The 12410-nt window shown below is 60.1% G+C and carries 4 protein-coding genes; 1 reads left to right on the forward strand and 3 read right to left on the reverse strand.

What is annotated here, in order from left to right:
• Nucleotides 1-30: 30 nt before the first annotated feature.
• The 3 genes from B2A78_RS12160 to B2A78_RS12175 all read right to left on the reverse strand — a co-directional run bounded on the left by B2A78_RS12160 (nt 31) and on the right by B2A78_RS12175 (nt 11063).
• Nucleotides 31-7599 carry a type I polyketide synthase gene (locus B2A78_RS12160; protein WP_077730261.1) on the reverse strand — a complete coding sequence of 2523 codons (7569 nt, stop codon included), beginning with the start codon at nt 7597-7599 and terminating at the stop codon, nt 31-33.
• A gap of 632 nt (nt 7600-8231) precedes the next feature.
• On the reverse strand, nt 8232-9497 hold the full coding sequence (locus B2A78_RS12170; protein WP_077730263.1) for an HD-GYP domain-containing protein: 1266 nt from the start codon (nt 9495-9497) through the stop codon (nt 8232-8234).
• Between the two features lie 552 nt (nt 9498-10049).
• The gene (locus B2A78_RS12175) at nt 10050-11063 is read right to left on the reverse strand and encodes a Gfo/Idh/MocA family oxidoreductase (protein ID WP_077730264.1); all 1014 of its coding nucleotides are present in this window, start codon (nt 11061-11063) and stop codon (nt 10050-10052) included.
• Nucleotides 11064-11332: 269 nt separating this feature from the next.
• Here B2A78_RS12175 and B2A78_RS12180 point away from each other — a divergent pair, with 269 nt between their 5' ends.
• The gene (locus B2A78_RS12180) at nt 11333-12382 is read left to right on the forward strand and encodes a transaldolase family protein (protein ID WP_205780762.1); all 1050 of its coding nucleotides are present in this window, start codon (nt 11333-11335) and stop codon (nt 12380-12382) included.
• The last annotated feature ends 28 nt before the right edge of the window (nt 12383-12410 follow it).

The following is a 12410-nucleotide window of genomic DNA, read 5'->3' on the forward strand; positions in this document are numbered from 1 at the left end:
TAGGGGATTTGGTCGAGCGGTCGCGAGGCATCACGCCACCGCCGGTGTCAAAACGGTCGAATCGACCGCGCGCCGCGTGGTTTCATCGCGCGCCGAGGAGCGTCCGAGTCCGGCGGCGATCGCCTCGATGCTCGCTGCGATCACGAGTTCAGGCTCCTGCCGGTCGCGGCGTTCCAATACTTCCAGGCAATGCCGAACCCCGATTTCTACCGGGATCGGGCGGATGTTCCGGGAAGCATAGAGCTTGCGCAGTTCGTCGTTCACCATGCCGGAGTCCCAAGGACCCCAATTGATCGAGACGGTGTGGACGTTCGGCCACTCCACGGTCAGTCGGTCGGCCAGCTTGTTCAACACCTCGTTGGCCGCGCTGTAGTCGCATTGGCCTACGTTGCCGAACCGGCCGGCCACCGAGGAAAAGAGCACCAGGAACTTCAGCTTTGACGGGTCCAGCTTCCGGGCCATGGTCAGTGCCGGAATTACCTTGGTCTCATAAACCGCGTCGAAGGATTCCGGCGTCTTGGCGCGGATCAGCTTATCGTCGATGACGCCTGCGCCGTGGAGCACGCCGTCGATTCGTCCCCAACGCGCATAGATGTCGTCGATCAATTGTCCGAAAGCAGCGCTATCGCGCACGTCCAAAGCATGGTAATCGACTTCTGAACCGGATTCCTTGAGGGCGGCCAGGTTGGCGCGGATCTGTCGTTCCTTGAGAACTCGTCTGAGTGCGGCCTCGACCTCGGCCGGTTTGACCTTACCGCTCTCGCGCCTCATCTCTCCGATCAGAAATTGCCGCAAGGCATCCGGATCGGCGATATTTCGGGTGGATGCCGATTCAGGCTCGGGCATCGGACTCCGTCCCACCAGCACCAGCCGCAGGCGCCGATTTCGCGTCAAGCCTTTGGCGATATCGGCGGTGATGCCATACGCTCCGCCCGTGACCAGAACCACGGCGCCGGAGTCCAGCTCCAGTTCCGGCCTGATGGTGCCATGGTCCGGGCGCTGTTGCAGATCGAGCCGCCAGCGTCCCTCCCTGGTGTGGCCTATTTCCAAGGTTTGATCGTCCGGGCGCAACTCCATCAAGACCCGTTCGATCGACTGGCTGGTCCCCAGGTTCGGATCAAGATCGATGCACTTTACCTTTAAATGCGGCCATTCGCGGGCGGCGCACTTGGCAACCCCGAGGGTGCCCGCTCGCTCTGCCTCGAACAGCCGAGACCGTTTCAGGCCGAATTGTCCGTCCAATGCGGTCAGATTGATCAGCCAGCCGCCCCCGGCCCGAACGTTCTCCTTGAAGTCCTGTTCCAGAGCTTTCAAGGTCAGGAACAGTGCCCGCGCCTCCGAGGGCCGATAGTCCTCGCTGCCTTCTGGCGTCTCCGCGCTCAATAGATTGATCAGCCCGCCCAGCGGTTTCCCGCCGGCTTTAAGGAAATCGCGCAAGCCGTCCAAGCCTTTGGGCGAGGACAAATCGACTTCCAAGCGATCACCGTCCAGGGCGCGGGTTTCGCGACCCGGGACAAGCTGCCGCGTGACATAGCCGATGCTGTTCAGCGCGTTACGAAGCGCCTCGCTGAGCTCGGAGGCATGCCCCAGCAACAGCATCATGGATGGCGTGCCCGGATTGATGACCGTTCCCCCTTCGAGCGGAGCGGGAGCGGGCTTCACGACGTAACAGGCCACGCAGTCCGGTTGTTTGGCACCAGCGGTAGACTCCACCATCTCAACCGGCGAGATCGATGGTGGAGTCTGCAATTTTTTTGGCGAATCGGCGCCTCCCTGCGCTGGTTTCGGTTCCCGCAGCCGGTCGTACCAGGCGATGATCTCGTTCAAGGTCTTGAGACCCGACAGCTCTTCGAGCACCGTTTCCTCGTCACGTCCTTCCAGCAGGTTATGGTGGTCTTTCAGGGCACTGAAAACTTCGATCCGTTTGATGGAGTCGATGCCGAGATCGGCTTCCATGTGGGCATTGAGATCGAGCATGTCTTCCGGATAACCGGTGCGCTCCGATACCGAGCGGAGCAGATCGGCCTTGAACTGCTCGGTGGGCGCGAGCCCGGTGCCGCCGGCTGCCGGCGCCTTCACCGCCACAAGCGGTGCGGTGTCGCCACCGCCGGTGGGTTTGGCGGAGACCGGTCCGCCGCTACGGACGGCGGGCGTCGGAATGACGGACAACGGCCGTTCCCCTGCCGCTTCGGCGGGACCCGCGGTACGAAGCTGAAGCGGCAAAACGGGTGCCGGCGGCACGCCGTTCAGAACCGCTCCGCCGGACGCGGCCGCTGTCGCGACCGGTTGCGCTTGTGCCATCGAGGAGATTTCGGGCGATGCGACCGTCCACTGCTGCGCCGACAACGATGCGCCCGCCAGGTTGGCGTGCAGAAAATCCAGGAAGGAGCACAAGGTTCTTTGTTGCTCGCGCTGCAGATCGATGAGCTGGGCGACGCAGTTCTGGATCAACGAGAATCTCGGATCTGATCCCGCCGGGATTCCCTCTGCTGGCGGCCCCAAAGCCGGCTTCGCGGAGTTGGATGCTTCATGGTTCATCACGGAATACCTCCTTGTGTTGGTTGGAAGATCTTGCACCACGGCCAAGGACGGGCGCGCGCCCGCGGCCTGAGTTGGCGCCATATCGGTGGAAGCCGCCGGGGATTTCAATCCTGTCGGCAACGGCACGACATTCTTGGATGTGTCCGCCGAGTCGTGCCAGGGTACCGCCCGGCCGCCGTTGACCCGCCAAATCAGCGGTCCCGGATTGGCTTTCGCCCGAGCCTGGGCGAACAGCTCCGGCAGCGGACGGTCCGTCAGCCCGCGGTGTCTGAACCAGGTTTCGAAGCGTACCGGAACGCCCAGCGCGAACAGTTGAGTCAGAAGGTGGGAGAGCTGGAGCCAGCCGGGGCGCCCCGGAGCGTCGAGACCCAGAGCGGTGTGCGGCCGATCGGCCAGGATGCGGTCGACGAGTCCGCTCAGCACCAGACCGGGACCGATCTCCAGAAAAATCCGGGCTCCCGCGTCGTAGAGACGGTTCACCTCCTCCACGAAGCGCACCGGCTCGGCCAGATGGCGGGCTAGCAGTGCCCGGATTTCGGCAGGCTCGTCCGGATAGCGGTCGGCCGTGGTATTGCTGAAGATCGGGAACTCGGGAGAGCGGAAGTCGATCTTGGCCAATTCGGCGGCGAGTACGGCGCTGGCATCGGCCATGGCGGCGCAATGGAACGCGCCTCTGACCGCCAGTTTGGTTACGCGTAGAGAGTTCTTGGCCAATACCGCCGCCGCCTCGTCGATGGCTTCAGCCGGGCCGGCGATGATGGTCTGGTCCGGAGCGTTCAAATTGGCAATGCAGACGGCAAGTCCGTGCTCGGCGATCAGCTTTTCGAGCCGAGCGCCATCCGCGTCCACGGCGGCCATTGCCCCTCGGGAACTTTGTCCCGCGTCGGCGGCGATGCGTCCGCGAACTTCCGAGAGCCGGATCAGGTCGTCGCGATCGAGAGCGCCGGCGGCGCACAAGGCGACGTATTCCCCGTAGCTGTGGCCAGCCGTGAAATCGGGATGGACGCCATAGTTCTTGAGCAGTTCGAACGCCGCCAGCTCGACCGCGCCAAGCGCGGGTTGCGCGATCTGCGTTGCATTCAATGCACTTTGTTGCCGTTCCCGTTCCTCGTCGCTGAACGCCGGCAGCGGATAAATGAATCGGGACAGCGGCTGAGGCAGGCGCTCGGCGAGGAGAGTATCCGCCCGCTCGAAGAAGCCGTGCAGTTCGGGCTGGGTCGCGACCAGATCGCGCAGCATGTTGATCTTCTGCGATCCCTGGCCCGGGAAGACAAAGCATAAGCCACCTGCGGCATCGGACTCCCGATAATAAATGCCTTGAGGATGCCTGATCTCCGCTTTGTCATTATCGCGCAACTCGCGAAGAGCTAAATCGAGCTTTTGCCTGAGATCCGCAACCGACGTGGCGACCATGGCCAGCCGGCAGGCGCGGACGCCCGCGCCGGTTCCCGTTTTGACTTGTTCCGATTGCAGCGAATACGCCAATTGGGCGAGATCGAGATGTTCGGTATATTCGAGTCCCTGCTGCAGGCGTTCCACCGCGTGAACGATGTGAGAACGATTCGGTCCAAAAAAAATGAAGGGTTCGACGTCACGGGGATTCAGATCGATTGCATCGGTGTCCCGGTAGTCGCCGCCGTATTCTTCCAGTACTGCATGGAAGTTGGTACCTCCGAAACCGAAGGCGCTTACGCCACAGCGTCGCGGATGTCCGTCAGGGTGAGCGAACCAAGGCCGGGTTTCGGTATTGATATAAAAGGGACTGTTTGTGAAATCCACGCGCGAATTGGGCGTTTCGACACCCAAAGTCGGTGGCAGAACGCGATGTTTCAGCGCCAAGGACGCCTTGATCAGCCCGGCAAGACCGGCGCTGACCTTGGTGTGGCCGATCATCGATTTCACCGAGCCGATGGCGCAGGACTGGGGCGCCGGATTGCATTCGCCGAAGGCAGTGTTGATGGATTCGATCTCCGACTTGTCGCCTACGGCGGTACCCGTGCCATGAGCCTCGATCAAACCGACCGTCGACGGATTCACCCCGGCGTCCTCGTAGGCGCGGCACAATGCACGCACCTGGCCTTGCGGATGGGGCGCGGTAAGGCTGCGATTGCGTCCATCGCTGGAAGCGCCGATCCCCTTGATGACGGAGTAGATTCGATCGCCGTCCCGTTCGGCGTCGCTCAGGCGCTTGAGCACCAGTGCCGCGACGCCCTCGCCGATAGCGATGCCGTCCGCACTGTCGTCGAACGGCCGACATCGCCCGCGGGGCGAAAGGGCATGAGTTTGGGCGAACGCCATGAAAGCCACAGCATTGTTGGTGCCGTCGATGGAACCCACCAGGGCCACGTCGGCGTCGCCATTTCGCAATTGCTTGATCGCCACGTCCAGCGCTGCGAGCGACGAGGCGCAGGCGGCGTCGACCGCGAAGTTGGTTCCTCCGAGATCCAAGCGGTTAGCCACCCGGCCGGCCACTACATTGCCGAGGAAGCCGGGGAACGAATCCTCGGTCCAGTTGGGAAGCTCGCGCTCGTAAAGAGTTTGCATGATGTGCTTCCGGGTCGCCTCGGGCAGCCCCGGAACCTTGGGCAGATAATGGGCCAGCAAGGTGCGGAAGATATAAATCGTGCCGAGGTCGTTCATTCCCCCGGAAGCGAATATGGCCGAGGTCCGCTCCTTGGGGAACGGGCGGCGGTCGAGCCCGGCGTCTTCCAGGGCGCGCTTCGCCACGTACAGAGCCAGGAGTTGCATCGGTTCGATGGAGCGCAGAGCGGCCGGGGGAATACCGAACACCGTGGGGTCGAATTGGACGTCGTCGAGGAAACCGCCCCATTTCGAGTAGCTCTTGTCCGGCGTTCCGCGCTTGGGGTCGAAGAAATCGGCCGGACGCCAGCGGTCGTCGCTGACCTCCCGGATGGTGTCCACCCGCCGGAGGATGTTCTGCCAGTACTGGCGCACGTCGCCCGCCTTGGGCAGCAGGCAGGCCATACCGATGATGGCGATATCATCCCGGTTCTGTCGCCGCGTCCAGCGTTTCGCCTCGGGCTCGTGCGCTGCGCCGGCAAGCAGTTCCTGGCTGCCCGTGGCGACCGCAGTGTGAAGCTCGGCGATCGTAAGGGTATTGTTCCTCAGCCGCGCGACTTCGCCCAGCATGTACATGCCCTCGCGCCGTTGCGTCTGGACATTTACCTTGACATACCGGTCGTCCGGGGCTGTTGCCGCGGACTGGCTCTTATGAGCGATACCCTTGGATGCGATGCGCAGTCGGCCGATGTTGAGCAGTTCGAGCACCTTCAGCGTGCGCTCTTCGGATTCCAAAGCCATTTGCAGTTCGCGCCGCGTCCGGTTGAACTCGTCGCAGAATTCCGTCTTGGCGCAACGGGTATAGATTCCGACGCCGGATTGGAGCAAGGCGGTTTCTCGGCAGGCGATCGCCTGGGCCTGAAACTCGTTCACGATCGCGCCGGTGTGGACGATTTCTTCGGTGAAGAGGTATGCCGTGCCCATGACGACCCCGATACTCATGCCGCGGGCGACGAGCGGCGCCGCCAGGACCGAAAGCATCGCAGCCGAAAGCTCGTCGTGGATTCCGCCGGCGAACAGCACCTGAACCGACTCGGGATCCTCCAGCTCGGCCGCAGTCAGGACTTCGATGGCCGATTCCCAGAGGATGAAGCTGGTGCGCGGACCGGTGTGTCCGCCGCATTCGCTGCCCTCGAAAATAAATTTGCGGGCGCCTTCCTTGATGAAGCTGTTAAGCAGCCCCGGCGAAGGTACGTGCAGATAGGTCATTATCGAGAGCGCTTCCAGTTCGCGCGCCTGACTCGGCCTTCCGCCGGCGACGATGGCGAAGGGGGGCTTGATTTCGCGGATGACATCGAGCTGTTCCTGACGCAGTTCCAGCGGCATGAAGCCGAGCAGCCCCACACCCCAGGGGAGATCGCCCATGAGTTTGCGGGTGCTGCTCAACAATGTTTGGATTTGCGGTTTGCGCATGACGGACAGGGCGAGAAACGGAAGCCCTCCGGCGTCCGCCACCGCCTTCGCGAACTGGGCGGTATCGCTGACCCGCGTCATCGGACCCTGAACGATAGGAAACCGGGTGCCGTGTTTGCGCGCCAGAGGCGAGTCGGCGGACAAGGCCTGGTGCGAGCGCGCTTGCTCGATCAGCGAATCCATGCTTTCTTTCACAGCGGTGAGGATGCGGCCTACGGTGCCGTAGCGCTTGGCCAAAGGAGCTGCGAACGCGATATCCTGCCCGAGAGGCAGCAACGCGTCTTCGGTTTCTCCGAGGCGCTGTACCAGCAGGTCCCGCCAGGGTTCACCGCGAACCACCCGTTGCTCCAATTCCTGGAGCTTATCGCGGCCGGAGCGTGCGAACAGCCGAAACGGGGCTTCTTCCGGTGCGAGCAGAATCGTTTCGCTGCCGTCCAACTGGCTCCACATGCCGCGCAGATTTGAATGAGCGAGCGGGCTTTCGTCGGTCAGCCACAGTTGTTCGCACAATACGACGCCGTTCGCGCCGGCGAGCGCCGCCGCTGCAGCGCTGCGCAGCCCGATTCCGCCTTGAATCCAGTAGGGAATGTTCAGCCGTCCCTTGAGCTCCTGCAGCAGAATGAAAGTCGAGTGGCGACTAACCGATCCGCCCGCTTCATGGCCTTTGACGATCAGTCCGTCGCAGCCGGCGGCGATGGCGGCCTGGGCCGACGGGAAATCATGGACTTCGACGAAAACTCGGCGGGCGATGGATTTGACTCGCTTCCGCAGAGCAGTCAGTTCGGCCGGTGTCGAACCGGCGAGGACAAGGATGGGAACTTGGTATGGTAGGAGTTCGGAAAGTCGGTTGAGGTCTCGGGCTGCCAATCCGAGTACGTCCCAGCGGACCCCCCACTGCGCCGATTGGCTGGCGGCGGACGCCAGGCTGTCAAGCGCCGACGACAATGCATCTGGCATCTCCCGGTAGCCTAGATCCAAGATCCCGATTCCGTGGGCTCTTACGGCCGCGATGGCAATCTGCGGATCAAGACAGTGTGCCGGCGTGATAGCAATAAGCGTTTCCATCCGTTCACCTCCTATGTGATGGATACTTTCCCTAGCTGGAATTCAGATCCTGAAGCTTAGGCGAGCAGGATTTTCCTGAACCCCAGGCATTGCACGCAAAGATAACTTAGAAGAAGCGAGCTAAATCAGTTGCGTGAATTTATGTAAAAACAAGGGGCTAAAAGCCCAATTGTTTCTCAATCCAGTCATTGCGAGCTGATCATACCCAAATTCTCAAAAAAGCAAAAGTACATTTTGCCGTTGACAAGTGTGCCTTAAATTTGTGATTGTGGACTCCGCTAGAAACGGAGCGCGATTATGGACAATCGAATCTCGATTGAGAAACTCATGGAATATGTCGTTCCTGTGACCGAGTCCGGGTGCTGGATATGGATTGGGTCAATGCAGGAGGACAGTAGGCGCATGAACGCAGAGTGGGAAAACGTGCATCCGGACGAGTACTTCTGGGAAGTCCATTTCGGACACATCCCGACTGGACAGTGCGTTTGCCACAAATGCAACGTTCAATGTTGCGTCAATCCTAGTCACCTGTGTCTCAAGGCCACGGAAGGGGTATCCGGCGAGACAGCTTAATCCATTCGAGCCATCACCGACCCGGACACCGCCCGGATCAGCGGCGGCTTGGCTTAATTCTACCTGGCGGCTTTTTGAATGAGCCCCCGTTCGTAATGCTGCTTGATATCTACGTTGTAGCTTCCGTTTTTCAGCATCGTCTTGACTCGATAGGGTTGCCCACAGGGATCCAGGTCGATTTTCGCCAGATCGACGATGCGATGGGGCTGCGGATTTTTTTCCGAATCGAGCAGCATGATGACTTTCGGTTTGAGTTTTTGCCGAGGGTTGACTTCGATAACGAGGGCTACTTCCTCGTTGCTCATTTCGACGAGGCTTCCGGCCGGGTAGATGCCGAGGCATTCGATGAATTTCGATGCTAGTTCGGCATCAAGATGCTTTCCGCTCTCTTTGTAGAGAATCGCGATCGCCTCCATGTGAGTACGCCCCGATTGATACACGCGATCGCTGGTGACGGCGTCGTAGGTATCGGCAACGGCGACGATCCGGGTAAAAGAGGGGATTTCGGCATCGGTGAGGCCGGTGGGATAACCGGTTCCGTCGAGGTTTTCGTGATGCTGGTAAGCGACCTCGATGGCACCGGGATAGATGCCGTGGGAGGACATGAGTATTTCTCGGCCGTGCACGGTATGCGCCTTTACCAGAGTCATTTCTTCATCGGAGAGCCGCCCCGGTTTGTTGAGGACCTCCAGGGGGACTCTCATCTTGCCCATGTCGTGCATGAGCCCGGACAAACCGAGATTCCGTAGCTCGTCGACGGACATGCCCAAGTGGCGGCCGAGCACGATCGAGAAGATACAGACGTTCATGGAGTGTTGGGACGTGTACTCGTCCCGATTCTTGAGCTGGGTCAACAGCAGCATGGCGTCGGGATTCTTGTAGACGCTGTCCACGCATTCGGAAACGGCCTCTTTTGCAAGCTGAATATCGAGGCCGCGACCGAAGCGGATCTCGTCCATGAATGTCTTGACCAGCTTGCTTGTCTGCTTATGCGTGTTTTCGGCGTTGTCGATCTCTTGTTCGACGGATAGGTGCTTTTCGGGCGGGGCGGCGGTCCACGATATGGACGAGGATTTGGCGGGCTGCTGCGTGTGCTCCGTTTCCGGATATTTTGTTTGGTAGGAATCGATGTAGACGTAATCGCAGACCTTCCGAACGGCTTCGATGTCCGCTTGTGTCGCGAGCATGAATCCTTGAAACAGAAACGGTGAATCCAGCCAAGGACGATCGAGTTCGCATACATACATCCCGATCTTCAGATCGCCGACGGGCACCTTGACCTTACCCAGGGTGGTTATTCCGTGAGAATCAAAAGACTTGTCCATAGGAGGCATTCCAAAAACAATCCGAAAGGCACGATTATTAATCAGGCCCGTAAATACCCTCCTGGTATTTCGGGCCGCCGCCCAGGCCGGTACACGCCCGGCCTGGGCTCACGCGGTTTGTCGCCGCGCCGGGGCATCCCTGCCCCGGATTAACCCGGCCTATATTTATAGGCTGGGTTAATAACAAGTATAGTTGGTGTGATTTTTGAGAATCGTGCTTAAGCCGGTTGGTGCCGATGTCGCTACTTGTTTTGGAGTATTGCGAATGATCTTGAATTTGTTTGGCCGGGCTTGCGGTTATTCAACAAAAAGGGCCTTGGGCGCCTCGCCCAAGGCCCTTTTTTGTTTTTCCGACAAAACCAGATCAACGAAACGCTGAACAACTTTGATGTCGTTCATTCTCTTCGTCCGGACCGAGGAGAATCTTCGACAGGCTCACCACGAATGGAATCAGAGCTTACGGTTCGTCGAAGGGCCTGAAGAGCTTTCCGAACATGGCCGACAGAATTGCGGCATATAGGACTTGGTGTAGCGCGCCGGGCTTTTTCGGCGCTATGGGCTCAGTTTTACCGTTCGCCCGTTAGCCGCGGACTCCAAAGCGGCGACGATGATCCGGCAATTGTCCTTTGCGTCGTCCAGCGAAAGCTGGGGCGCTTTTCCGGTCAGCGCGCATTCGCTGAAATGCTCGATTTCCAGTGTGAAATGGTTGGCCGCGGGCAGACGTTCTTCACACTGCCGCCCGTCTTCGGTCCACCACGAAAGCACCGGGATATCGCCCGGAAGCTGCCAGACGGTATGGCATTTCAAGCCGCCCTTGGTGCCTATGATTTCGTATTCCGAGCGCCGCGCCCGTTCGAAGCTGAAATCGAAATGGGCATGTTTGCCGTCTCCGAAATTGATGATGCCGCTGGTCGTGATATCCGCGCCGCTCTCGACGTATTTCGCGATGGCGGTGACGGCGAGGGGCGGCTCGCCGAAAAACATGCGGGCCGAATGGATCGCATAGCAACCTATGTCCCACATGGCGCCGCCGCCGCGCTCGACACTTTCCGCGAGGCGATACAAGCGTGCCGGCCGCATCATGAACGAGTAGGTGGCGCGGACGGAGCGTATGTCGCCGACGAGGCCGGAGCGGATTAGCTCCCGCACGCGCGCATGCTGCGGGTGGAAGCGGTACATGAAGCCTTCCATCACGGTCACCTTGTGCTGGCGTGCCGCGGCTTCGATTGCTTCGATATCGGCGACGGTCAGCGCCATCGGTTTCTCGCACAGTACGTGCTTGCCGTGCTGTATGGCGCGCAATGCCCATTCGGCGTGTTCGTGGTTGGCGAGAGGCAGGTAAACGGCTTCCACTTGGGCATCGTCGAGCAGCGCGTCGAGCTTGTCATAAGTCCGGACTCCCTGTTGTTGCGGCGCGTATTTCGCCAGTGTCTCGGCGGCTGCTCCGGGACGGCGGCTGGCAATGGCGACCAGTTCGGCATTCGAGGCATCGACGATGGCGGGCATCAGGCGTTCGTTAACGCGCGCGGCACCAAGTATGCCCCAACGGAGTTTTCGGTCAGTCATGATTCATCCTTTTTGCGAATTAACGTGCACATCATAGTGTCGCAGGAATCGGTGATCGTCTCCACCGCAAGGGCTTTGACAGCATCGACCGATCCGCCCCGTCCGCCCGACTCTCGCACTTGACACCGGTTCAGCGCGAGCGCATGGTTGCTTGAATGGAGAGCACATGGGGAGTGCTTTGAATTTCTTTACTAACGTTGCGCTTTTGTCTTGGCCGACAAGTCAAAAGAGCAATGCATTGGGTTTTAACACCCCGCAAGGAGCTCATCATGTCACTAAGATCTTTGATTTCCACCGGCACCAAACTCTGGCTCGATTCCATTGATCCCGAACTGGTCGAAAGAGACCGCGCTCTCGGGGCCACCGGCGCGACCTCCAATCCCATCATCATCGCCGACATCCTCAACACGGGCCGCTTCGACGATCATATGCGCGCCTTGCTCGATGAAGGCATGGACAATTCGGCCATCGCCTGGGAGATGACCGATTACCTGGTGCGCAACGCTCAGGATGTGTTCTTGCCCGTTTGGGAAGAAACCCGCGGCAACGACGGCTACGTCAGTTTCGAACTCGATCCGCTCCTCGAAGACCGCGAGCTGAATCTGCCTCACGCCAAACGCGTCAAGGAGTACATCGAGCTCGGCAAGCATTGGGGCAGCGGGCACGTCAACCGCCTGATCAAGGTTCCCGCAACCCCGGCCGGGCTGGATTCGCTGGAGGAATTGGCCGCTGCCGGAATCAATCTCAACGTCACCCTCATTTTCTCCGAACGCCAGTACAAGATCGCCCGTGAGGCCGTTTGGCGCGGTGCGCAGCGGCGCTCGAGCCTCACTCATTTCAAGAGTGTGTACAGCATCTTCGTCTCGCGTGTGGACGTATACACGGAAAAGCAGATTCCGGAGCTCAGTCCCGACGCCCAGGGACAGGTCGGCATCGTTAACGTCAAGCGTCTCTGGCAGCTTAATCAGTCCTTCTGGAAGGACAAGAATCTGCCACTCCAGCAGGAAATCGTTTTCGCCAGCACCGGCACCAAGAGACCCGGCGATCCGCCCGACAAATACGTGGAAGCCTTGGCCGGCAGCGACATCCAGACCAATCCGCCCGCCACCAACGACGCTGTCGAGGGGCTCAACAAGCAATACACGCGCAAGGTCGATCAACTGCCGACCCAAGCCGTCCTAGACGAGATCGACGCCAAGGTGGACGTGGCGAAGATGGAGCAGGTCCTGATGGATGAAGGGACGGCAAAGTTCGCCGATCCGCACAAGGCGCTGTTGAAACTCATCGCGGAAAAGCACGAGGCCCTTGCGTCGACGTGATTTAGTTCGCCTATCCGTTCTAACTGCA

The sequence above is a fragment of the Methylocaldum sp. 14B genome (assembly GCF_002005105.1).
Taxonomy (GTDB): domain Bacteria; phylum Pseudomonadota; class Gammaproteobacteria; order Methylococcales; family Methylococcaceae; genus Methylocaldum.

Coding starts and splice junctions, on each gene's coding strand:
- B2A78_RS12160 (WP_077730261.1), bottom strand. CDS start 7,599: ATGGAAACGCTTATTGCTATCACGCCGGCACACTGTCTTGATCCGCAG.
- B2A78_RS12170 (WP_077730263.1), bottom strand. CDS start 9,497: ATGGACAAGTCTTTTGATTCTCACGGAATAACCACCCTGGGTAAGGTC.
- B2A78_RS12175 (WP_077730264.1), bottom strand. CDS start 11,063: ATGACTGACCGAAAACTCCGTTGGGGCATACTTGGTGCCGCGCGCGTT.
- B2A78_RS12180 (WP_205780762.1), top strand. CDS start 11,333: ATGTCACTAAGATCTTTGATTTCCACCGGCACCAAACTCTGGCTCGAT.